At 44.6% G+C, this 24,787-nt stretch carries 21 protein-coding genes; 3 read left to right on the top strand and 18 right to left on the bottom strand.

Annotated elements, in window-relative coordinates:
- Positions 1–25: 25 nt before the first annotated feature.
- On the top strand, positions 26–259 hold the full coding sequence (locus FGG79_RS13500) for a hypothetical protein (protein WP_138779180.1): 234 nt from the start codon (positions 26–28) through the stop codon (positions 257–259).
- Between the two features lie 181 nt (positions 260–440).
- On the opposite strand, the gene FGG79_RS21820 is transcribed toward FGG79_RS13500, so the two are convergent.
- Positions 441–605, bottom strand: coding sequence for a hypothetical protein (locus tag FGG79_RS21820; protein WP_171050926.1), 165 nt, complete (start codon positions 603–605; stop codon positions 441–443).
- A gap of 761 nt (positions 606–1,366) precedes the next feature.
- Positions 1,367–1,912 (bottom strand): GNAT family N-acetyltransferase, encoded by a 546-nt coding sequence (locus tag FGG79_RS13495; RefSeq protein WP_138779178.1) that lies wholly within the window; start codon positions 1,910–1,912, stop codon positions 1,367–1,369.
- A gap of 175 nt (positions 1,913–2,087) precedes the next feature.
- Here FGG79_RS13495 and FGG79_RS13490 point away from each other — a divergent pair, with 175 nt between their 5' ends.
- Positions 2,088–3,695, top strand: a complete 1,608-nt coding sequence (locus tag FGG79_RS13490; RefSeq protein WP_138779175.1) for an amidohydrolase — start codon at positions 2,088–2,090, stop codon at positions 3,693–3,695.
- Between the two features lie 67 nt (positions 3,696–3,762).
- On the opposite strand, the gene FGG79_RS13485 is transcribed toward FGG79_RS13490, so the two are convergent.
- From FGG79_RS13485 to FGG79_RS13475, 3 genes are all read right to left on the bottom strand, one after another.
- Positions 3,763–4,896, bottom strand: a complete 1,134-nt coding sequence (locus FGG79_RS13485) for a DEAD/DEAH box helicase (protein ID WP_138779173.1) — start codon at positions 4,894–4,896, stop codon at positions 3,763–3,765.
- A gap of 15 nt (positions 4,897–4,911) precedes the next feature.
- On the bottom strand, positions 4,912–6,234 hold the full coding sequence (locus FGG79_RS13480) for an ATP-binding protein (protein WP_138779171.1): 1,323 nt from the start codon (positions 6,232–6,234) through the stop codon (positions 4,912–4,914).
- A gap of 63 nt (positions 6,235–6,297) precedes the next feature.
- Positions 6,298–7,503, bottom strand: coding sequence for a cation:proton antiporter (locus tag FGG79_RS13475; protein ID WP_138779169.1), 1,206 nt, complete (start codon positions 7,501–7,503; stop codon positions 6,298–6,300).
- Between the two features lie 133 nt (positions 7,504–7,636).
- Here FGG79_RS13475 and FGG79_RS13470 point away from each other — a divergent pair, with 133 nt between their 5' ends.
- Positions 7,637–7,960 (top strand): AbrB/MazE/SpoVT family DNA-binding domain-containing protein, encoded by a 324-nt coding sequence (locus tag FGG79_RS13470; RefSeq protein WP_240794279.1) that lies wholly within the window; start codon positions 7,637–7,639, stop codon positions 7,958–7,960.
- Positions 7,961–8,033: 73 nt separating this feature from the next.
- Here the strand turns inward: FGG79_RS13470 and thrB are convergent, their stop codons facing one another.
- The 13 genes from thrB to ilvE form a co-directional block, all read right to left on the bottom strand.
- Entirely contained in the window at positions 8,034–8,969 is a 936-nt protein-coding gene (gene thrB, locus FGG79_RS13465; protein WP_138779167.1) for a homoserine kinase, read from the bottom strand.
- Positions 8,966–10,027, bottom strand: a complete 1,062-nt coding sequence (gene thrC / locus FGG79_RS13460) for a threonine synthase (protein WP_138779165.1) — start codon at positions 10,025–10,027, stop codon at positions 8,966–8,968. The genes thrB and thrC overlap by 4 nt, the downstream gene beginning before the upstream one ends.
- On the bottom strand, positions 10,024–11,322 hold the full coding sequence (locus tag FGG79_RS13455) for a homoserine dehydrogenase (RefSeq protein ID WP_138779163.1): 1,299 nt from the start codon (positions 11,320–11,322) through the stop codon (positions 10,024–10,026). The genes thrC and FGG79_RS13455 overlap by 4 nt, the downstream gene beginning before the upstream one ends.
- Before the next feature lie 431 nt (positions 11,323–11,753).
- Positions 11,754–12,737, bottom strand: coding sequence for a threonine ammonia-lyase (gene ilvA / locus FGG79_RS13450; protein WP_240794278.1), 984 nt, complete (start codon positions 12,735–12,737; stop codon positions 11,754–11,756).
- The gene (gene leuD, locus FGG79_RS13445; protein ID WP_138779161.1) at positions 12,737–13,342 is read right to left on the bottom strand and encodes a 3-isopropylmalate dehydratase small subunit; all 606 of its coding nucleotides are present in this window, start codon (positions 13,340–13,342) and stop codon (positions 12,737–12,739) included. The genes ilvA and leuD overlap by 1 nt, the downstream gene beginning before the upstream one ends.
- 11 nt (positions 13,343–13,353) lie before the next feature.
- Positions 13,354–14,769 carry a 3-isopropylmalate dehydratase large subunit gene (gene leuC, locus FGG79_RS13440; protein ID WP_138779159.1) on the bottom strand — a complete coding sequence of 472 codons (1,416 nt, stop codon included), beginning with the start codon at positions 14,767–14,769 and terminating at the stop codon, positions 13,354–13,356.
- Positions 14,770–14,867: 98 nt separating this feature from the next.
- Complete coding sequence (gene leuB / locus FGG79_RS13435) at positions 14,868–15,980, bottom strand: 3-isopropylmalate dehydrogenase (RefSeq protein ID WP_138779157.1); 1,113 nt, start codon at positions 15,978–15,980, stop codon at positions 14,868–14,870.
- A gap of 60 nt (positions 15,981–16,040) precedes the next feature.
- Positions 16,041–17,594 carry a 2-isopropylmalate synthase gene (locus tag FGG79_RS13430; protein WP_138779155.1) on the bottom strand — a complete coding sequence of 518 codons (1,554 nt, stop codon included), beginning with the start codon at positions 17,592–17,594 and terminating at the stop codon, positions 16,041–16,043.
- The gene (gene ilvC, locus FGG79_RS13425; protein ID WP_138779152.1) at positions 17,581–18,612 is read right to left on the bottom strand and encodes a ketol-acid reductoisomerase; all 1,032 of its coding nucleotides are present in this window, start codon (positions 18,610–18,612) and stop codon (positions 17,581–17,583) included. Before ilvC ends, FGG79_RS13430 begins: the two co-directional genes overlap by 14 nt.
- A gap of 54 nt (positions 18,613–18,666) precedes the next feature.
- Positions 18,667–19,191, bottom strand: a complete 525-nt coding sequence (ilvN, locus tag FGG79_RS13420) for an acetolactate synthase small subunit (RefSeq protein WP_138779150.1) — start codon at positions 19,189–19,191, stop codon at positions 18,667–18,669.
- Positions 19,188–20,909, bottom strand: a complete 1,722-nt coding sequence (gene ilvB / locus FGG79_RS13415) for an acetolactate synthase large subunit (RefSeq protein WP_138779148.1) — start codon at positions 20,907–20,909, stop codon at positions 19,188–19,190. Before ilvB ends, ilvN begins: the two co-directional genes overlap by 4 nt.
- A 587-nt stretch (positions 20,910–21,496) precedes the next feature.
- Positions 21,497–23,164, bottom strand: a complete 1,668-nt coding sequence (gene ilvD, locus FGG79_RS13410) for a dihydroxy-acid dehydratase (protein WP_138779146.1) — start codon at positions 23,162–23,164, stop codon at positions 21,497–21,499.
- Between the two features lie 15 nt (positions 23,165–23,179).
- Positions 23,180–24,079, bottom strand: a complete 900-nt coding sequence (ilvE, locus tag FGG79_RS13405; protein ID WP_138779144.1) for a branched-chain-amino-acid transaminase — start codon at positions 24,077–24,079, stop codon at positions 23,180–23,182.
- Positions 24,080–24,787 lie beyond the last annotated feature (708 nt).

The raw sequence follows: 24,787 nt of genomic DNA, 5'->3' as shown, positions 1-24,787 counted from the left end.
GGAATAGGAAATCAGGTGATAAATGATGAAACTAACAAAATGGGGCTTTACCCGCTTCAACAGCATAAAAGCAGAATTCGACCTCTTCCCCCACTCCCTGGTCATCCTTAGAAAGATCAGAAACTATTACTTTGTCAATAAAGTCCACTGGTCCGAACTCGACCCCGTTGTGGAAACCCGGCATCTTGAAGAAATGGAACTGCTTGTGAACCGGGAGCTCGATTTGGAAACGTTCTATCTTAATAGAAGATTAAATTAATGAAGATTTTTTGCTAATTTCATACTCTTTCTTTTTGGCTGTTTTCACAAGGCTCTTTTCGTAAACTTTGTTGCTATTGAAGGTAGCGAGTGGAGGACTAATCAACTACCATACACGGCTAGAAAACACATTTTTCATCGAGTGCAGTGGTCGATTTTAGCTTGAATAGTAAAATGCCACTTCATTCGTTTTTTTCACTAATAAGCTCTGTCACGACATCTCTTGTAGATGGTGAGGGGAACGGCGTAGACTCCTGCGGAAAAACGGGCGTGCCGAGACCCCGGAAGCGAAGCTGAGGAGGCTTGGCCGTTCGTCCGCCGGAAAGCGAAGCCGTTCCCCTCACCATCTATCGCACTCCCTCATAGACAGAGCCTTAGCAGCTGCTCCTATGTTTAGAAAACAACAATCTTTGCGAAAAGAGCCTTTCACAAAGATTGTTGCTATATTTCCGCTGCAGGTGCTCGCTTTCCGCGGGGCGTGAGTTGAGCCTCCTCAGGCTTTGCCCTACGGGGTATCAACTTTCCCAAAAGAGATTTATAAAAGAATGAGCAATAATAAGATAAAGTGAGATAACCTACAATTTCATCATAAAAAACAGCCCAAATCGCATTATATTGATTATTCTGAACATTTGCATTAATTTTATAATTTGTTAATATATAATTAATAAATGATTTACAAACACACAAAACTTTAAAGGAAGGCGTGATTCCAATGACGTAAGCAAGCAAAGCATGTCAGCATCACATCTCGCTTTTGAGATCGGCCCGTGAAAACTGATTTCAGGATGTGTGGATATGCGGGAATGCGCAATCTTATTTCAGGAGATGATTCCAATGAAGAGTGTCAGCGAAACATGCTAACATCATGGTACGCAAGGAGGTAGTCAGTGAAAACTATCTTCGTAACATGTAGGCGTGTGGGGAAATCAGTAACAAATGAAAATAAACTAAATAATACATGCAAGACCATTAATTTACATTAATTTAAATGAATGTTAAGTATGTGTATTAGTAAGAAAGGATAGGAAAGTTAATTGAATAAGGTTTACTTAAGTTAAGGCGCTGTTTATGTGGTATAGACATAAGCAGCGTCTTAAATTTGTGCTTAAAATTCTTCTTTTAGTAGAGAACAAACCGCCATATCACAAAATACGCCTTTTTCATATGCAGCTTTTCGTAATACACCTTCAAATGTAAAGCCTGCTTTTTCAAGGCTCTTCAAAGATGCCAGATTTTCAGGATCATAATAGGCCTCTATTCTGTTCAGTGCCATTTCTTCAAAGCCATATTTCAGGATGGGTCGAAGCACCTCTGTTATTATCCCCTGTCTCCAATATGCAGGATGAATTTCAAACCCCACCTCTGCTTTAAAATGTTCTTTCTCCCATTGATGATAACCGCAACTTCCGATGATCTCATTTGTTTCTTTAAGTGAAATCCCCCATCGTATTCCTTCATTCATACGAAATCGCTCGTTCCAGCTTTGAATGATTTCAACAGCTTGTGTTTCATCCTGAAACGATTCTAAGTCATAATATCGGGTGACTTCATCTTTTGAAAAATAATCAAACACTTTGGGAGCATCTTCTTCTCCCATTTGTCTTAAACAATATCTTTCTGTTTCAAGCACTGGGAAGGCTCTTGTCAGCATACTCATTCTCCTTTTCTATTTGTTCTCCTTATTAATTCAACATTGATTTTTCCAATGCCTTCTTGGAAGAGGAATTTTTCATCAATCTACCTTTCTCTGTTTGCTTATAGCGTTGTATTATTCCCTTATTCTGGTTACAATCGATTAAATAGGTTAAAAAGGATGGGAGTAAGAGATGAAGGCTCATAAAATCATTGTAAGCAGTACCATTTTCACCGGGAACGCTACCTCCCCATTTGACGGGTTCGTGGCTGTAAGGGATGACACCATTATTGGAGTGGGGCCACGTTCCGAGATAGAGTGCTTTGTAGGTCCGTCCACCGAAACATGGGATGTCGGTGATCGTCTCGTGATGGCAGGATTTCATGACTTTCATCTCCATTTATTTTTAGGGGCGATGTTCGAGGGGTTTTGTCAGCTTACTTTCGGTCATACAGAAGATGACTCGGCAAAAATGGCGGCGAGCTATGCCTCGAAACATCCCGATGAGGAATGGGTGCTTGGATTCGGATGGCATCACGTCCGCTGGCCTGGCCAGAACCTCCCTACTCGTCATTCGTTAGATCGCTACATTCCTCACCGTCCGGTTGTACTTCTGAATGAAGAAGCACATAGTGCTTGGCTGAATACAGCAGCTCTGCAGAAACTAGGAATTCAACGGGATACCCCCGAACCTCTTTTCGGGAAAATTGAAAAAGACGAGTACGGAGATCCCACTGGATTTTTATATGAAACGGCAGTGCAGTATGTGGTAAAAGCTTTCACGTTTGATGAAAAAGTAAAAAATAGATTGTTAACTGGAATGCTATTAAAGACTTCATCCAATGGAATCACTTCTGTTTCCGACATGCTCCCTCTTCCTGGATATACATTGGGAGATCCGGCTTTTTATAAAAGCTTTGAGGAGAAGGGGAAACTGACATCAAGAATTCATTTCCTCGATGTTCTCGATGGTGATCTAGAACGGGGTGTTCAGTTTAGAGAGAAGTATCAATCGGATAAGCTCCAATTTTCAGGCTTGAAGCAATTTCTGGATGGTGTTCCCCTCACATATACCGGTTATTTATTGAATCCATACTCCGATCGCCCTACAGAAAGAGGCGGTACCATTTATGAACCACATGTGTACCAACAGTGGATTGATGATGCTGACCGGGAAGGTTTCCGTGTGCGTCTTCACGCATGTGGTGACGGAGCGGTTCGATTGGCACTCGATTTATATGAACATGCCCGAAGCGTAAATGGGATACGGGATTCCCGGCATACCATTGAACATATTGAAGTGTGTAACCCCGGCGATTTCGATCGATTTGCGAAATTAGGAGTCATAGCATCAATTCAGCCTGAGCATCTTACGGCAGGTTCGATGGACACCCACGCCTATTTAGATCGACTGGGTCTTGACAGGTCACGGTATACGTGGCCGATTGGATCCTTACAGGAACACCGTGCAAATATAGCGTTCGGTACAGACTTCCCGATTGTGGATTTGAACCCGATGCTCGGTCTTTACAGGGCAGTCACCCGTAAGCATGAAGATGGCACCCCTCAGAGCGGATGGAATCCTCGCGAGAAAATTTCATTGGCATCTGCCTTGACTCACTATACGAAAGCCTCTGCTTTCGGAAATTTCAGGGAGCACGATTTAGGAACGATCGAGATTGGCAAGAAAGCCGATTTAGTCGTTTTGGATCGGAATCTTTTTGACGTGGAGATGGAGGAAATCTTGGAGACTAATGTCTGGATGACACTGATGAATGGGGAAGTTGTGTTTCGAAGCTAATGACAGACCCGACAAAAAACAGAGGTCCGTCCCTCAAGAATGAGGGACGGACCTCTGAATATGTTGTTTATTTTTGTTCTGGAGCTTGTAGGCCACCACCACGAATGGTTTTTTCTTCGAATGGGAGGTTAAGTTCTTTGCTTAGTTTTTCAAGGAAGCTGAGCTCACGTTTGGATACCAGACAGATGACGGTTCCTTCTGCACCCATACGGCCTGTTCTTCCAGAGCGGTGAATATATTGTTTCGTATCACTTGGGAAGTCGTAGTGAACGACATGTGTAACATCTGTAATGTCCAGTCCACGTGCTGCAACGTCTGTTGTCAGAAGCATGGACACTTTCCCTGAACGGAAGCGGTCCAATGATTGCTTGCGCTCGGTTTTAGTTGACTCTCCTGCCAATACTTCGAGCTCTACTCCTTTAAATTTAAGCTTCTCTTCTATTTCAGAGAGTTTCTCCAGTTGATTAAAGAATACGAGTGCTTTGATTCCTTTAAAGTAGGAGATGCTTCTAAGGGCTTCCATTTTGTCCCGCAATTCACTATACACAAAAACATGATCTACTTTCTGATTATCTAGGTTCGCTTCCATTTTAACGATTTCATGGTTTTGCAGAAGTGTTTCTGCGACACTCTCGGTTTCATCTGATAAAGTAGCTGAGAAGAAGAGAACTTGACGCTCTTTTAAAGTCGATTTAATGATTTCCTTCACTTCACGGATATGTTCTGAGGAGATCATTAAGTCGAATTCATCGACGACGATCGTCTTCACTTCATGCATCTTCAATTTTTTCAACTTCATCAATTCAATCATACGACCCGTTGTACCTACGACGATATGCGGCTTTTTCTTCAGCTTTTCGACCTGCTTCTTAATGTTGGCTCCACCAATGAAGGCAGCGCTTGTCACGTCTGTTCCCTTTGCCCATTTCTGGATTTCCTGATGGATCTGCATGACAAGTTCTCTCGATGGGGCAAGAATAACAGCTTGAGCCTGTTTCCTTGATGGGTCGATTGATTGGATGATCGGGAGTAAATACGCCAGGGTTTTCCCTGTACCGGTTGGCGATTCACACACTACATCTTTTCCTTCCATAATCAGAGGTACCACTTTTTCCTGTACGGGAGTTAATGTTGTAAAGCCAGATTCTTCCCAGTTCTTCTGAATCGTTGGGGTATGGATAATGCTTGAAATTGAGTTCATTCTTTTCGTCCCTTCTTAATCGGACAAGGCAGAAGGAATCGATCTCTCCTCAATTGGCAAGATGATTTCCACTACCGTCCCTATTTCTTTTTCGCTTTGAAAATGGATATGCCCATTATGGCGTTCAATGATTTTTTGACATACAGCAAGTCCCAGACCGGTGCCTTTCTCTTTCGTAGAGTAGAATGGTTCCCCCAGGTGTTCGATCCGCTCAGGCTCCATTCCGATTCCATTGTCACTTACAATGACATGTGCTTCCATATCCAGTTCCTGCAAGGTAATGGTTACTCTACCTTCCTTACCTTTAGGGATGGATTCTACTGCATTTTTAATAATATTGATAAACACCTGTTTAAGCTGATTGACTTCCCCTAGAACATTTAACGGCCTTTCAGCGAGGTTATTATATGCTATTGATACGTTATCAAGATTAGCCTGAGCTTCCATCAACACCAACACCTGTCTGAGGATATCGTCCAGTCTTTCATGAAGGAAATGGGTTTCTTGCTGCTTTCCAAGAATCAGCATCTCCCCTGAAATTAAATCGATGCGATCCACTTCGGAGAGCATAATTTCCAAGTGAGCATCATTAATCGTTTTGGTGGTTTGCATCAGTTGAATGAACCCCTTGAGAGATGTGAGCGGATTGCGGATTTCATGAGCCACTGCTGCCGCAAGTTGGCCAATGACAGAAAGCTTTTCAGAAGCTACGACCATTTCCTCATTCTCCCGATTAAGGGTGATGTCCCTTGCGATCGCAAACATCCCTGTAACCTTTTGATCAATGATGATTGGCACAAGGGAGCATCGTAGGAGCTTCCTCTTTTTCTTTCCTAGATAAAGTGTTGTTTCAAAGGTGGATGGAATGCCTTTGAAAGATTCGAAAAAGTAACCGGTGATCCGATTCATTTCTTCTTCATCCAAATAATTGCTGAATTTCACTTCTTTTAATTCTTGATGTGTGGATTCTAGCATCACTTCAGCTGCTGAGTTCACTGATATCACTTTACCATCAAAGCTAAGCTCTAATACGGCATCTGGATTTTGTTCGAACAATGAATGGTAATGCTGGTTCCTAACCTGAAGTTGCCTCTCCTTACTTTTCAATTTTTCATTAGAGAGGATCAACTCACCGGTTCTCCGGTAGACCAATGAAAAAATAACGATACCAGTCACCAAGATAAATAACCAGCCCTTATAGCGCTGAAAATAAATATACATACTCAGGTTTTCATGTGTTATGACCATAGAAAAATAGTCGGAAAACACAATCCACAAGGTGCCTAATAACACATAGGTGATGGAAATTTTTAAGGCAATGTCTTTTGCTTTTTTCATCTAGTGTCTTCACCTAAATTCAAATAGTCTTTCCCCTATGGTTTCACAGTTCTTACCAATTTATCAATAATCTTTACCCTTCCCATCTCCTTTAAGAAATAAGGTAGATAAAGGATAGATTCCCACACTTTGTATCACAAGTGAAAACAGGATGACTCCGAATGTTAAGGAGTGAAGAAGAAATGGACCTTGTTCATTTAAACCCAGTAATAAAGCAACAGACATGGTTCCTTTAATGCCCGACCAGGTTAAGATGAATACTTCCTTCCATCCATATGTGTTTCTCCACGTTCCTTTCATTTTTACAACACCAATAATAATAACATAGCGAACGAATAAGGAGAGAACAAATAGTAAGAAGATCCACCCAATTAATGAAAAGGATAAATATCGTGTCGTTTGGATCCCGATCATTAAGAATAAAAAGGTCAGGATGGTCGGTTCGATCACGGTCCAAAAGCCATCCAGATCCTTCCTGAAGTGATTTTCTTTAATTGTTTTGCCGAATTCATAGGAAAGCATGATTCCTGAAGACACGGTGGCAAGAACGCCGGAAACTCCAAGTTCTTCACCTATGTAAAAGGTTCCGTACGCCAGGATGATACTGAGCATAATCTGATACCTCGCATCAATCGTGAAATGAATCGCCTTGCTCGCAAGCCACCCCAATGTAATCCCAATCACGATTCCTCCAAGAGAAACCAAAAGGAATTCCCCGAGGAATGAAGGAACTGAAAAACTCTCCTCTCCAAAGTAAATTCCAGCCACAACCGTAAAAAGGACTATACTTGTCCCGTCATTGATCATCGACTCTCCTTCCACTACGTCAGCGATATCCTGTCTATTGGATGATTCTTTCAAAATTGAAACAACGGAAACGGGATCCGTGGGTGTCAAAATCGCCGAAATCAATAGTGCTTCTACAAACGAAATAGAAAGCCATGGATGTAAACCGTAGTAGAAGAGAAGGCTCATCAATAACGTAGTGATGATGATACCGACCGTACTAAGGATAGCGATGATTGCAGCATGCCTCTTCAAGGCCTTTGTTGGAAATTGATATGCGGAAATAAATAAGAGTGCTGGCAGGAACCATTCGAAGATAATATCTTTAGTAAGTGTGACACCGGAAAAAGCAGGTACAAACGAAAGCACCACTCCAATAAGCAATAAAACGACAGGAACGGGAAAATTCTTTTTCTTTTTATCAATGGTAAAGACACTATAGCCGATCACAAGCAAGAACAAAATATGTATAGGTTCGATCATTCACACCTCCAAATAATGCTTATATGTTTTTTTCCTCTCACATTATTTTACTAAACTTCTCCTCCAACCTTCTTCCTATTTATTCAAATTTGTGTTTATTTTTTATTTAATAGGTAAAAGAGTAGCAAAGATAGTGAAAGCAGGTGATGATATGTTGAGCATGGTGTACGGAAGCAAAACATTCAGTAAGAGTGGCACGATCACCCTTCCACATAAATGGCGGCAGCAGTTTGGACTATTGCCGGGAAGACTCGCAGAACTTTTCTATCAAAACAATTGCCTATATATTAAGCATGCGGTAAAAGAATCCACGCACAACAAGCGCTACATCTCAGAAAAAGGAACTGTTCACATCCCAAAGGAACTCCGTGAAGAAATGGGTATAACCCATCAATCTCCCTACTACTTACACATCAATGAAAAAGAAAATTGTTTTATGATCACCAGGGACCATTAACTTACCCTCCTCCTTCACGACCCGCAGGAGCTGACTTATACGAACACACCAAGGGTCCGTCCCTTAACTCGCATCAAAGCGATGAGGGACGGACCTTAGTGTGTTCGATAGTGATGCTGCTTCCAGTTTGGGAGATGGATAGTTTACGAACGTCCATACTCGGGAAGGATTGCTCGAGTTGACGGAACAGCCACTCACTTGCTTCCCGTTCCACAAAGCAGGCAATCGTCGGACCTGCACCGCTTAACGCAACTCCGAATGCACCGAATCGATTTGCCACCTCTTCTACTGCATCATAATGTGGAATCAGCTTCCTCCTGTAAGGCTGATGATATCGATCACGCTTCATCATCTTCCCTACCGTTTCCCAGTCTCCGGTTAGAAATGCCGCCACTAGTACATTTGAAATCGTTCCAGCCTCCACAGATTCGTCGAATGAAAGACGTGATGGAAGAACATTTCTTGAATCCGATGTTTTCAGTTCCGCTTTCGGGATGACACATACGACATCTACAGGCAAATCCGACACCGAGACTAAGCTGACACCCTTTTCATGCTGACAAGTGACCACAAACCCACCATAGAGGGACGCCCCTACATTATCCGGGTGACCTTCAAAGCGATTTGCATGGGCAAGCTTCTTTTCTTGTGACAGGTTAAGACCACATAATACATTCGCTAACTCGACCCCTGCCACAACCGCTGCCGCACTGGATCCAAGCCCTCTCGTTAAAGGGATATCACTCGACACATAGAGGTGGCACGGAGTAGGCTTCCGACCATATTCCTCCGCCACCTCTTTTACGACTTCGATAATAAAATGGGTCTCATCCGATGGGAAAATCTTAAGGTCTGACGAAAGAGGGATCACTTTCCATTCTCCTGCTTCATGTACTTCAACGGTCAAATACACATTTAACGCAAGGCCTAATGAATCGAACCCAGCACCTAAATTAGCCGTACTTCCCGGGACGATGATTTTAAAGGAGCGTGGTTCCCGGCTTTTCATACGCCAATCGTCCCCTTAATATAATCCTTCACCAATTCACGATTATTAGGTAACTTCACAGGTGTGACTGGGCTGCATTCCATGGCCATCTCAGGATCTTTCAACCCGTTCCCCGTCAGTACAGCCACTACTTTCGCTCCCTTTTCGAGAAGTCCTTTCTCCAATGACTTCTTTATACCTGCAATGGAAGCACAAGAAGCCGGTTCAGCAAAGATTCCTTCCTTACTTGCCATAAGTTGATAGGCTTCCAGGATTTCTTCATCTGTCACTTCATCAATATGCCCATTTGATTCCTTTAACGCGTCAACAGCCAACATCCAGCTCGCTGGGTTACCGATGCGAATCGCAGTGGCAATGGTTTCAGGCTCGGGGAATATACGGTCATGAACCAGTGCCGCTGCTCCAGAAGCCTCAAAGCCAAACATTCGGGGAAGTGTTGAAGCATTGCGATCGTGATACTCTTTAAACCCTTTCCAGTAAGCAGAAATATTCCCGGCATTTCCAACAGGGATGGCTAACACATCGGGAGCGTCCCCGAGCCCTTCAATGACTTCGAAAGCTGCCGTTTTCTGACCTTCCAAACGATAAGGATTCACAGAATTCACAAGAGTGACCGATTCAGTCTTGCTTAACTCACGTACAATCTCGAGGGCTTCATCAAAATTGCCTTCGATGGAAATGATCTCGGCGCCGTACATGACGGCCTGAGCCAGTTTCCCTTGAGCGATTTTCCCCTCGGGTATGACCACGATGCATTTGATTCCCGCTCTTGCTGCATAGGCTGCTGCAGAAGCAGATGTATTGCCGGTCGAAGCGCAAATGACTGTCTGGCTGCCGGATTCCAATGCTTTGGCTACAGCAAGGACCATCCCCCGATCCTTAAAGGATCCTGTTGGGTTAGCCCCTTCTACCTTTGCATAAAGATCGATGCCCCATTCTTCGGATAGCTTCTTCAACTCAATTAAAGGGGTGTTTCCCTCATTTAAGCTTAAAAGAGGAGTATCTGCATTTAATGGAAGATACTCTCCGAATTGTTCCAACAATCCTTTCCACCTCATCCTTTTTCTCCCCCTTCTACACGGTATGAGCTCTCAATCGAATGAATGGCTTCATAATCCTTCAGTTCCATCAAAATATCCTCATAATGATCCAGAGATGCTTTATGAGTGACAACGACAATTTCAGCAAACTCATCACTGTCTAAAGGGTTCTGAAGAATTTTCTCGAAACTAACTCCATGATTCGAGAAAATGGATGTCAGCTTGGCTAAAACGCCAACTTCATCCTGAACGTGCAGACGCAAAAAATATTTTGAGTGGATTTCATTCCGTTCCTTCAACTTTTTCGGGAATTGCGGGTTCACTGCACTCTTTCCAGTGACACCCAACCTCATATTCTTCATGATTCCCACCATATCCGATACGACAGCTGTCGCCGTAGGGAGACTCCCTGCACCCGGTCCATAAAACATCGTTTCGCCAACCGCTTCACCGTAAACGTACACCGCATTGTATTCGTCGTGAACAGAAGCGAGCGGGTGCTCATTTTGCAGGAGGGTCGGCTCTACGCTTACCTCAACCTTTTCCCCTTCACGGTGAGCATAGCCGATGAGCTTCATAGTGTAACCAAATTGCTCAGCATATTGGATATCCTCACCTGTTACTTCTGTGATGCCCTTCACTTTCACATCGTCTAAATGGACGTTCATGGAAAACCCTAGCGTAGATAGAATGGCCATCTTCCTTGCAGCATCCAAGCCGCCGACATCGGCCGTCGGATCCGCTTCAGCATATCCGAGCTCCTGGGCTTCCTTCAAGACATCATCGAAGGTCCGTCCCTCTTTCGTCATCTTGGTCAATATGAAGTTCGTCGTTCCGTTGACGATTCCCATCATTTTCGTGATGCGGTCTGAAGCAAGACCATCTACTAAACTTCTTAATATCGGGATGCCTCCGGCCACGCTCGCTTCGTAGAATAAATCACAACCGTTTTCTGAAGCGGCTCTTAATAGTTCCGGTCCATGGAGTGCCATCAGATCCTTATTTGCCGTTACGACATGCTTCTTCTGGTTTAATGCATGGAGGAGATGTTCCTTCGTCGCATCGATTCCCCCCATCACCTCGACCACAATATCAATTTCAGGATCAAACAGGACTTCCTCAGGATTCAAGGTCAATATGCCTTGTTCAATATCCATTCCTCTATCTTTCTCTAAATCCTGAACGAGAGCTTTTTTCACTGTCACGGGACAGCCGATTTGATGTGACAGTTTATCCTGATGATTTTCTACAATCTTCACCACTCCAGCCCCCACCGTTCCAAGTCCTAACAGTCCGATTGAAATTGATTCCATATGCCGAAAACCTCCATTTGTTTATTTCGAGTGTACATTTGTTCTTCTATAGTGGACATTATAGTTGAAAAAATTACCTATTACAATAGGTATTTGTGTATTTTCAGAATGTAAGAGCTTTCATTATTAATAGATGATGAGATTTACTTTTTTTGGTGATTCTACTTGTATCTCGTTCGGTATACTCTTTTAACGTGATTGTTACTCATGCATGAGTAACTTTCACACTTAATTGTGTAACCTCCCCCGTTAATTGGGCCACTTTTACAATTAATTGGGCCACTTCCACCATTTATCGGGCCACTTTTCCCTTTAATTGGGCCACTTTCATCATTCATCGTGCCAAATCGTGAACAAAACAAAGCAAAATACACCTGATAAAAACAGAGGACCGCCCCCGACTACACACATAGTCGAGAGCCGCCCTACTTTCACACAATATGGTGCAGCTGTCTTGCCATCTTAGATAAGTCACGATACACAGGTATTTTGCTTGGGTCGGCATTTCCGCCACTGATGACGCAGCCGACTTTCTTTCCCTGTACCTTTACTTTTTGGCACATGGCTGCAGCTAGAGATGCGGCTCCCGCTCCTTCAACGAGAGTTTTCTCCCGTTGGAGCATAAACATGATGCTATAGGAAATTTCTTCATCCGTGACTGTGACCATGTCATCCACATATTTCCGGATAATCGGAAATGTGAGTTCTCCGGGCTTCTTCACCAGGATGCCGTCAGCAATGGTGTGAACATGCTCGAGGGACCCTTTATTTCTGCCAGTGAAAAAGTTATACGTTGCCGGTGCTCCCAGAGCCTGCACCCCGACGATTTGTACTCTGGGGTTAAAAGCCTTTACAGCAAGTGCCATCCCTGCAAGCAAGCCTCCTCCACCGACAGGAACGAGGATCATGTCTAAATCACTGAGTTGTTGAAGCATTTCAAGTGCGACTGTCCCTTGTCCAGCCATCACTTTGTAATCATCAAATGCATGAACATACGTCGAACCTTTTTTGATTTTCTCTTCAAGCGCTGCTCCGTAGGCTTCTTGATAGGTGTCTCCTGTCAAAACGATTTCAGCTCCGTAATGTTTCGTTGCGGCAACTTTCGTAGAAGGCGTTCTTTTTGGCATGAAGATTTTGGACGGAATGCCGCGCTTAGAAGCAGCGAGCGCCACCCCTTGGGCATGATTGCCTGCAGATGCAGCGATGATGCCCATCCTTGCTTCTTCATCCGACAATGACATGATTTTATTCATTGCACCTCTCACTTTGAAGGAGCCTGTTCGCTGCAGGTTTTCCATTTTCAAATAGACCTCTCCACCAGTGAATGTATTCAGCGTCGATGATTGCTTTAACGGTGTCCGGTGCACCTGATGACTGATTCTTTCCATGGCTTCTACAACTTCAGTGTTATCCATTAAATTCCCAAGTCACTCACCTCATCATTTTTTTCGTATTCTTCAATATTCTTTTCGTAATTCAACGTTAAGTCGATCTCATCCAATCCTTTTAATAGCATTGTCTTCCAATAAGGATCAATGTCAAAGGAGACGCGTTGCCCCTCCGAATCACAAATTGTCTGATGAAGAAGGGACACTTCAATTTTATATAAATCTACTTGACTCTCATTTTTCAATAGGGCATCCACTGTGGTTTCATCAAGCTGAATGGGCAGGATCCCATTTTTCAAACAATTGTTATAAAAAATATCTGCGAAGCTTTTCGCTATGATTATCTTAAATCCGAAGTCCTGAAGGGCCCACGGCGCGTGTTCTCTTGAAGATCCACAGCCAAAATTCTTGCCGCCAAGGAGAACCTCGGCATCCTGGTATTGAGGCGTGTCTAGTAAAAAGTCGTTTCGTAAGGATTGCCCGTCGTCTTCAAAACGCCAATGATAAAACAAGTACTGACCGAAGCCTTGGCGCTCGATCCTTTTTAAAAATTGCTTCGGAATGATTTGATCAGTATCCACATTGTCTCTTCTGAGAGGAAATACTTTCCCTTCCACATGATTGATTGCCACCTCTTCACCTCCTATGAGCTCGGTATTTTCTCAAGCTTTCGTACATCAGTCAGTTTCCCGGTCACGGCAGCTGCCGCCGCCATAGATGGGCTGAGTAGATGGGTTCTTGATCCGTTTCCTTGCCGTCCTTCAAAGTTCCGGTTGGACGTCGATGCACAACGTTTACCCGGAGGAACAATATCATCGTTCATAGCCAGGCACATGCTGCACCCTGCTTCTCTCCACTGAAATCCGGCTTCTTTAAAGATGATATCCAGGCCTTCCTTTTCGGCTTCTTTCTTCACTTTATAAGAGCCTGGTACAACCAATGCGTTGACGCCCTCCTTGACCGATTGACCCTTCACCACCTCAGCCGCCACTCTCAGATCACTCAATCTTGAATTTGTACAAGAACCGATGAACACATAATCAACCGCGATGTCTTCAATCCTCATACCGGCCTCGAGCCCCATATAATGAAGAGCCCTTTCAACCCCTTCTCTATCAGAAGGATCGGTATACTCTTCCGGATGAGGGACGGACCTTGAAATCCCTGCCCCCATCCCCGGGTTGGTTCCCCAAGTCACATGAGGCTCGATTTCTTTACCATTTACCTCAATTTTGTGATCATAGGTAGCGCCAGAATCGCTCTTCAAAGATTGCCATTCATCTTTGCATTGTTGGAACGATTTATTCTTAGGGAGATACTGCCTTCCTTTTAAATAGTCAAAGGTCGTCTCGTCAGGACAGATTAGCCCTGCCTTCGCGCCAGCTTCAATACTCATATTGCAAACGGTCATTCTTTCCTCCATGGATAGATTGCGGATCACGTCTCCGGTAAATTCGATGACATACCCGGTCCCAAATCCTACTCCATAGGTCGAAATGATGTTAAGAATCACGTCTTTAGCCGTGACACCAAATCCCAGTTCCCCTGATACTTCTACTTGAAGCGTTTTTGGTTGCGATTGCCAAAGGGTTTGCGTAGCCAGTACATGCTCCACTTCACTCGTCCCGATCCCGAAGGCAAGTGCTCCGAATGCTCCATGGGTTGAAGTATGGCTGTCTCCGCATACAATCGTTTTCCCCGGTTGGGTCAGGCCCAGTTCAGGGCCGATAACGTGGACGATTCCCTGATCCGGATGGTGGATATCGGCAAGGGTGACTCCGAATTCCGCGCAATTTTTCTTCAAGGTGTCCATTTGCAATTTGGCAATTTCATCCCTGATGATATGACGTTCTCTCGTCGGAACGTTATGATCCATGGTGGCGTAGGTTAAGTCTGGTCTCCGCACCTTACGATTTTTTATACGCAGCCCTTCAAATGCTTGGGGAGAGGTGACTTCATGTACAAGGTGAAGGTCAATATATAATAAATCCGGCTTTCCTTTTTCTCTGTGCACAATATGTTTTTCCCATATCTTTTCGATGATATTTTTCCCTGCCATGGACTCCCTCCTGGTATGGTAAGATTTTTATTTAAGTAAAAAGGTACAAATAGTGCTCTGCGAGTAGTGGTTGAATCACAAAACCGGCAAATTCGCTCCTACAAGTAGGCGGCCAAGATAGAAGACAGCGCATGATCTGCTTCCAAACGTTCAACGACTAGCTGGCTCATTGCACCAGTCCCAACTACGGTTCCACGTCCCATCGTCCAAAGATCTCCTGTGCGATAACCTGCATTCAGTACTTCCTGAACAGCCATTTCAATCATTTCCGCCTCTTCTTTTAAACCGAAGGAATGACGAAGCATCATGGCAACCGATAGAATCATAGCCAGTGGATTGGCTTTTCCTTTTCCGGCGATATCGGGTGCGGAGCCGTGCACCGGTTCATAGAGGCCAAAGGAATCTCCTCGTAAACTTGCTGAAGGCAGCATTCCCAGAGAACCTGTGATCATGGAGGCTTCGTCACTCAGGATATCCCCGAACATATTTTCAGTTACTAACACGTCGAATTGCTTCGGTTGATACATCAATTTCATCGCTGCGACATCGACCAGCATGTGCTCTACTTTCACATCCTGATATTCTGTTGCCACTTCATTCACGACTTCCCTCCACATTCGACTGGTTTCCAACACATTCGCCTTGTCGACTGACGTTACTTTTTTCTTCCGTTTTTGAGCCAGCTTAAACGCTTTGTGGACGATTCGTTCGATTTCGCTTTTTTCATAGACAAGGGTGTCGACCGCCACTTCATTTCGTTTTCCTTGGCGACCGGATGGCTGACCGAAGTACAATCCTCCTGTCAGTTCACGGACAATCACTAAGTCCACTTCTTCCACGATCTCCCGTTTCAGGGGGGATGCCGCCAACAAGCTTTCAAATGCTTTGACTGGACGAAGGTTCCCGAACAGTTCAAACTCTTTGCGAATAGCTAGGAGTCCTTTTTCAGGACGCAGCTCTTTCGGAAGGTGCTCCCATTTCGGTCCTCCTACAGCTCCTAATAGAACAGCGTCACTTTCTTTACACAGCTTGATCGTTTCAGGAGGTAATGGTACACCGGTTCGATCGATGGCAGCCCCGCCGATGTACCCTTTCTCGACTTCGAATTCATGACCGAACCAGTCACCTACAGCCTTCAGTACTTCTAATGCCCCGTCCATAATCTCTTGACCGATACCGTCTCCCGGTAGTACAGCGATTTTTTTCTTCATTAGAATTACCTCCTGTTTTTGGTTTTTAGGAAGAGCTTTGGAAACTAAAGCCCTTTTCTTTTACAAGCTTGCTTCAGCCGCTTCCTCTTCTCTTGTGTGTGACTTCCGTTGAGCTGATCGATTCACTGCATTTAAATAAGCACGGGCGGATGCTTCCAATACATCCTGAGCGGTTCCACGTCCACTTGTCTTCTCTCCGTTATATTCCAGTCTGACGTATACTTCAGCAAGGGCATCACGGCCGCCTCCCACTGAGTTGATTTTGTAGTCCAACAGCTTTGACTTACCCGGCAGGATTTTTTCGATTGTATTGTAGATGGCTTCCACACTTCCTGATCCGGTTGAAGCGAGACGTGTTGCACTTCCGTCTTCGAATTTCAACTCGATCGTCGCCGTAGGGATATTGTCCATTCCGTATTGAACCTGCATCCTCTCTAACGTAAACCCAACTCCATCGGTCATTTCCGTCTGCTTATTCGTCAAGATACTGAAGAGATCTTCATCAACGATTTCCTTCTTCTTATCCGCCAGATCTTTAAAGGTATGGAATGCTTCATTCAACTTTTCATCCGTTAGTTCAAAGCCCAGTTCAACGGCTTTATTTTTGAAAGCGTGACGTCCAGAATGTTTCCCGAGTACGAGACGATTGGAGTTTACACCAATCAATTCAGGTGTGATGATTTCGTACGTCGTTTTCTCTTTCAAAACACCATCCTGGTGAATGCCTGATTCATGGGCAAAAGCATTGTCACCCACGACTGCTTTGTTCGCTGGAACCCTCATTCCTGTAAGCTTACTGACAAGAGAACTGGTTTTCTTGATTTCGTCAAGCTTCAGGTGGGTGGTCGCCCCGTAAAAATCTTCTCGGATCCGAAGAGCAACAGCCACTTCTTCTAGTGCAGCATTTCCAGCACGTTCACCGATTCCATTAATGGTTCCTTCAATTTGATCGGCTCCGTTTTCAATGGCAGCAAGGGAATTGGCGGTCGCCATACCCAAGTCATCATGACAGTGGGCAGATAGCTTCACTCCTTCAATGTTTGGAACATTTTCTCTTACGTACCGAAACAGTTCACCGTATTTATGAGGAGTAATGTATCCTACCGTATCTGGCAAGTTAATGACCGAAGCACCTGCCCCGATCACCTTCTCCATGATCTTAACTAAGAAATTGAGATCCGACCGGCACGCATCTTCTGCTGACCACTGAACTACCGGGAAAAATTTCTTCGCATATTGAACGGCCTGGACAGCTGTATCAATGACCTGATCCGGAGTCATCTTTAGCTTATGGGTCATGTGAATGGGAGAGGTGGCAAGAAAGACATGAATCCTTGGTTCTGTGGTTCCTTTAAGCGATTCCCATACGGCATCGATGTCACGCTGTTGAGCCCTTGCAAGCCCCGTAACCGAGCTGTATTTGATCGTGGAACCGATCCTCTGCACAGCATCGAAATCCCCTTTTGAAGCTGCCGGAAATCCAGCTTCAATGACGTCTACCCCGAGTCTTTCCAACTGTTTCGCTACCTCGATTTTTTCAATCGTGTTAAGATTTACGCCCGCTGACTGTTCACCGTCCCGTAGAGTTGTGTCGAAGATCTCAATGGTTCGCACTCGCTACCACTTCCTTTTCTTTAGTAGAAGGTTTTTGTACAAATGGCATCATTTTACGTAGCTCTCTCCCAACGACTTCAATCGGGTGCTGACTCTCACGCTGGTTGATTGCGTTAAATTCCGGACGGTTCGCCTGGTTCTCCAAGATCCATCCCTTCGCAAATTTTCCTGTTTGGATATCCGTTAATACTTCCTTCATGCGGGCTTTCGTTTCTTCGTTCACAACCCGTGGGCCTGAAACGAAGTCTCCCCATTGAGCGGTGTCGGAGATCGAGAACCGCATTCCTTCTAATCCTTGCTCATACATCAGATCGACGATCAGCTTTAATTCGTGTAAGCACTCAAAATAGGCGACCTCTTTTTGATAACCTGCTTCCACAAGCGTTTCGAATCCCGCTTTAACAAGGGATGTCACGCCTCCACACAGAACCGCCTGTTCTCCGAATAGATCGGTTTCTGTTTCCTCCTGAAAGGATGTTTCCAGGATTCCTGCACGCCCAGCCCCAACACCTTTTGCATAAGCTAGGGCAAGTTCTGCTGCTTGACCTGAAGCATCTTGATAAACCCCGAAGAGTGCAGGTACTCCAGCTCCTTCTTCAAACGTCCTTCTTACAAGGTGTCCCGGTCCTTTCGGTGCTACTAAGAATACATCCACATCTTCTGGCGGCACGACTTGATGGAAATGGATGTTGAATCCGTGGGCAAATGCCAGTGCTTTGCCCGCCGACAAGGCCGGCTTGATTTCTGCTTCATATACTTTCGGCTGATGCTCATCGGGCAGGAGAACCATGATGACATCCGCCTGCTCACTTGCTTCTCGCACAGAGTAGACATCAAACCCGTCTTTTTCCGCCTGGTCCCAGGACTTCCCTTTCCGTAATCCAACAACGACATCAAATCCGCTTTCCTTCAGGTTTTGAGCATGTGCGTGACCTTGTGAACCATAGCCGACTACCGCTACCTTCTTCCCTTTTAATACCTCTTCATTCACATCTCCGTTATAATAAACCTTTACCATTTCCCTCATCCTCTCCATTTTTAGAATAATAAGTTTTTTGAAAGTGTGAATCCTCTAATTGACAATTGAATACTGTTTCAGATCCGTGACTGATTTACCATTTCCTCTCGCAAATGCAGTAATGCCTGTTCGTGCAATTTCTTTGATCCCGTATGGTCTTAATAGATCAATGATGGCTTCTATCTTGGATATTTCGCCGGTTACTTGAACTGTGACGCTGTCTCTTGCCACATCAATGATGGCGGCTCTGAACGGTTCTACGATGCCGTTGATTTCGGAACGAGTCTGCCCAGTACTCAACACCTTGATGAGTGCAAGTTCCCTGGCGACCACCCCTTGATCGGTGATATCAGATACCTTCAGAACATCAATTTGTTTATGCAGCTGTTTTAGAAGCTGTTCAATTTTCCGATCATCTTCTACGTTGACGACAAAGGTCATTCTAGAAATCCCTTCTACTTCCGTATAACCGACCGAAATACTTTCAATGTTGAACTGGCGTTTTGTAAACAATCCGGTCACCCGGTTCAGGACACCGCTCCGGTTATGAACAAGGGCCGTTACAATCCGTTTCCTCATGGTTTCACTCCTAACATTTCATGTAATCCCTTCCCTGGAGCCACCATCGGGTAGACATTTTCTTTCGGATTCACCCAGCAATCGATGAGTACCGGTTCATCACTCGTTAAGGCTTCTTTTAAAACGGAATCGACGTCCTCCTGGGTTTTCACCTGATACCCCTTGATTCCATAAGATTCAGCCAGTTTCACAAAGTCAGGCTGCATGGCGAACACCGATTGAGAGTATCTCTTTTCAAAGAATGTTTCCTGCCATTGTCTCACCATTCCAAGTGTTCCGTTATTGAGAAGGACCACTTTCACAGGCAGGTTCAGCTCTTTCAGGAGAACAAGCTCTTGGAGAGTCATTTGGAATCCCCCATCTCCTACAAAGGCAACTACTGTACTGGATGGGTTCGCTAACTGAGCTCCGATTGCTGCCGGAAATCCAAACCCCATCGTGCCAAGCCCTCCTGAAGTGACCCAATTATTCGGCTTTTTAAACGAATAGTATTGTGCCGCCCACATTTGATGCTGCCCTACATCCGTTGTGACGACCGCTTCCCCGTTCGTCATTTCATACACTTGCTCAATCAAACGCTGAGGAGACAACACGTCATGAGCCTGGTTATACCAGAAAGGATAGTCCCTTTTATATGATTGAAGGTGATGATGCCAGACACTTAGATCCGGCTTTATTACTTCATGTTGAAGAAGTTTGACGAGAGCCTGTTTGGCATCGGCTACGATTGGAATCTGCGTAGAAACGTTCTTTCCAATTTCAGCTGGATCGATATCGATATGAACCACTTTGGCCCTTGGTGCAAAGGTTGAGAGATTCCCTGTCAACCGGTCATCAAATCGTGCGCCGATATTAATAAGCAAGTCGCATTCATGGATGGCCATATTGCTTGCATAGCATCCGTGCATGCCGGCCATTCCAAGGAACAACGTGTGATCTGCTGGAAATCCACCTAACCCGAGTAAGGTGTGAATCACGGGAATATCATATTGTTCTGCGAAACTCTTCAATTCCACAGTTGCCTTTCCGTGCAGGACTCCTGCTCCTGCTAAGATGACGGGCTGCTTCGAAACCTTGATGGCTTCTGCCATCTTCCTTATTTGCAGTGGGTTTGGTTGGAAATTCGGCTGGTAACCTGGTAAATCCATTTCTACATCATGTACAGGATAGGCCTGCTGTAAGGTCAAGTCTTTCGGTATATCAACAAGGACCGGCCCAGGTCTTCCGGTTGATGCGATATGAAAAGCTTCCTTCACGATTCTTGGCAAATCTTTGAGGTCCCGAACCTGATAATTATGCTTTGTAATCGGCATCGTAATGCCTACTACATCAGCTTCCTGGAAAGCATCGGTCCCGATGACCCCTGACGCCACCTGCCCAGTAAATATGACAAGAGGCAATGAATCCATCATGGCATCGGCAATCCCCGTCACCAAATTGGTAGCTCCTGGCCCTGAGGTGGCGATGACAACTCCCGGTCTACCTGATACACGGGCATATCCTTCAGCTGCATGAATGGCCCCCTGCTCATGACGAGCGAGAACGTGCTTGATTGGGGCTTTGTAAAGAGCATCGTAAATCGGCAAGACCGCTCCTCCAGGATACCCAAACAGAATCTCAACCTTTTCCTTCTTTAACGCTTTCATGAGCATATCAGCACCATTGACGTATTCTGTTAGCGTCTGTGAAGCCAGTTCTTCCTCAACTTTTGCTCTCATTGCCTATCTCCTCCCTTATTTTAAAAGCGCAGGCGGCTTGATTAGAGGCGACAAGCATAAAGCGAATATGCCGGAAAGGCGTTTTCTTTGCCTTTTTGGCATATTTGCTTTATGACCTCGAGCCTCTAGCCGCCGGAGCTGGATATATGAAAAGCGCAGGCGGCTTGATTAGAGGCGACAAGCATAAAGCGAATATGCCGGATAGGCGTTCCTTGCCTTTTTGGCATATTGATTTATGACCTCGAACCTCTAATCGCCGGAGCTTTATTGCATCTACTTTCCAATACAAAAAAGACCTTTCCACCCACTACGACAGAATTTATCTTTCGCAGGGGCGAAAAGGTCTTTCTTCCTTTCCACGGTACCACCCTAATTCAGAGACAACGGATATCATCTCCCTTTACAGGCTGGTCGGTTTCACCAGCCTTTGTTTTTGTAACGAGTATGATCTACTCGATCGTTCCTACTTGAGACGTTCAGAACGATACTCAGAGGGGATGTCGGTATTGGGAGTATTACTGGTTCGCAGCCCCACCAGCTCTCTGAAAATACGGTTCCAACCCTTTTACCTCTTCAACGCTTTTACTCTATTCTGTTTTCAAAACCCCGCCTGTACTAGCTGACGTTACAAGTTTGGCATAGCGTGCCAGGTAGCCTTTTTTGATCTTAGGAGGAGGCTGTACCCATTCCTTCTGTCTGAACTGTAGTTCTGTTTCTGAAATCATCAAGGAAATCGTCCGATTCGTGAGATCAATGAAGATGGGGTCCCCATTTTCAACCACACCGATGGGACCTCCCTCAGCCGCTTCCGGCGACACATGACCGATTGAAATGCCTCTAGAAGCTCCTGAAAATCTTCCGTCTGTCATGAGTGCCACTTTCTTTTCCAATCCCCGTCCTGCAATAGCTGCCGTTGGGGCAAGCATCTCAGGCATTCCCGGACCGCCTTTTGGTCCTTCATATCTGATCACTACTACATGCCCTTCTTTCACTTCACCGCTTTCAATGCCTGCAAGTGCATCATCCTGGGACTCGTATATAATCGCTTCTCCCATAAATGTTTTAATGGAAGGATCAACTGCCCCTACCTTAATGACTCCTCCGTTTGGGGCGATATTCCCGAAGAGGACAGATAATCCTCCGACGGGGCTGTGGGCGTTTTCTCTGCTACGGATAACGTCATCATTTTGAATATGAGAATCCTTCACATTTTCATAAAGAGATTTTCCAGTTACCGTGATTCGATCTTTGTGGACAGCTTCCATTTCACACAGCTCTTTAATGATGGCGCTGACCCCTCCGGCATTGTGAACATCCTGCATGGAATAATCTGAGGCCGGGCTTATTTTGGATAAGTACGGAACACGCTCAGCAACTTTATTAATCCGGTTTATGTCGTAATCGATTTCCGCTTCATTGGCTATTGCTAATGTATGGAGGACGGTATTGGTTGATCCCCCCATTGCCATATCCAAAGCGAATGCATCATCGATGGTGTCTTCCGTTATGATGTCTCTTGGTTTGATATCCTTCTTGACCATTTCTACTAAATATTTGGCTGCATCCTTGATTAGCTGATGCCGCTCTTCAGATGTGGCAACAATCGTCCCATTCCCCGGTGGAGCCATTCCGAGCATCTCCATCAGCGAATTCATGGAATTCGCTGTGAACATTCCTGAGCATGATCCACATGTCGGACAGGCATTGGCCTCAATATCGAGAAGCTGTTCTGCCGTCATTCTACCTGACTGATGGGCACCGACCCCTTCGAAAACGGATACGAGTGATAATGGCTTCCCTTCACTGGAAACCCCCGCTTCCATCGGCCCTCCCGATACGAAAACGGAAGGGACATTCGTTCGAACCGATGCCATAAGCATTCCCGGTGTAATCTTGTCGCAGTTAGGAATGTAGAACACTCCGTCGAACCAGTGGGCGTTGATGACGGTTTCTGCTGAGTCTGCAATCAGTTCGCGACTTGGCAATGAGTACCTCATCCCGATATGCCCCATAGCAATCCCGTCGTCAACGCCGATCGTATTGAACTCGAATGGGATCCCACCTGCTTCTCGAATTGCTTCTTTCACCACTTGTGCAAATCCGTTTAAATGCATGTGACCGGGAATGATATCGATATAAGAGTTACACACCCCGATAAATGGCTTCTCCATGTCTTCAAGCTTTACCCCCGTTGCATAAAGTAAGCTGCGATGGGGAGCCCGGTCGATTCCTTTCTTGATCATGTCACTTCGCACGTCATCACCTCCAACTTAGCCAACTTGAGCATTTTGTTTGTAAACTTTTCTTCCATCCTGCGTGACAGTGTCTCTGAACTCCTGTAATAATTGGGTTGTATACTTCCCAGGTTTTCCTTCACCGATTACCCGGCCGTCAACCTTCACAACTGCAATGACTTCTGCGGCTGTACCGGTTAAGAACACTTCATCTGCCGTATATACATCATGACGTGTGAAGACTTCTTCTTTCATCTTGAAGCCTAATTTCTCGGCAATTTCGATGATGGCATTTCGGGTGATTCCTTCAAGTGCCCCTACATATCCAGGAGGCGTCAGGATCTTTCCTTTTTTCACAATAAAGATGTTATCCGCAGATCCTTCTGCTACATATCCTTGATCGTTCAGCATCAACGCTTCACTTACACCAGCAAGGTTCGCTTCGATCTTAACGAGAATGTTATTTAAGTAGTTTAAAGATTTAACCTTTGGCGACAGAACATCCGCACGATTTCGGCGGCTCGCCACCGTAACGATATCGATGCCCGTTTCGTATAAGCTCTTAGGGAACAAGGCCAATTGTTCGGCAATGACGATGATTTGTGGCTTTCTACAAGTAAATGGATCCAACCCCAAGTTCCCAACACCTCTAGAAATAACCACACGTATGTAGGCATTTTCTAGCTGATTCTTCTTCAATGTATCAACGATAATGTCACTCATCTCTTGTTTCGAGACTTCAATATGCAACATGATGGACTTTGCAGAGTCATAAAGGCGATCAACATGTTCTTCCAGACGGAATACATTCCCATCGTACATTCGAATCCCTTCGAACACTCCATCTCCATAAAGAAAACCATGGTCGTACACAGAAACAACTGCGTCTTCTTTTTTTACAAATTGTCCGTCTAAGTAGATCCACTGTTCGTTCATGTTAATCATTCCTTTCGTGTCATTAATTTATTTGAATATTCCGAATTTAACTTTTGCACTGAAGGAATTACTTCTTCAGATTTATTGGAACCTATTCAGCTGCAGGTCAGAGAAAGTTGTTACCACCGCATCCCGCTGCCTAAGATTTTTTTATTGAGGACAATATTACTCCCGTTTCCTGAGTAGGTCAACAGGCTTTTTGTAAATTGTTTGACTATTTAGATTAATCTGATTATAAGTAAACGCTTACATCTTTGTCCTTATCAAGTTTGTTGGATGAAAAAATATTTTGGGATTTTTTTATTTAAAAGGGAGGATTGCGCTTCTTACTTGCTTAGAATTTCTAAATAATATTTTTCGACAAAATCCTATGGGAATAGGGGTTTGGGGAGTTTAGACCTGTGCGTATATAACTGATTTATTCTCACTAATTATTCATAATTGAGAATGCAGTTTTCTATGTAAATAGATGGAATGCATGTTAATTAAACTGGAATAATGATCGACAATAGGAATTGGCTTCAATATAAACGCTATTTCCCTTCTATTCCGTAACCCCTTGGAACCTATGAATATTTACTTTTGTTTCTATAAGATGAATCTTTTTTCATGAAGAACTTTTTCTCCCAACAATTACTTGACCCTTTTTTAAACTCTATACAAATAAAAAAAGAATCAACCCAAACAACCAGATGGTCGTTGGATTGA

This window comes from Bacillus sp. BHET2 (assembly GCF_005938125.1).
Classification (GTDB): Bacteria; Bacillota; Bacilli; order Bacillales; family Bacillaceae_B; genus Rossellomorea.
The sequence above is the reverse complement of the archived record's forward strand: the minus strand, read 5'-3'. Positions and strand labels throughout refer to the sequence as shown.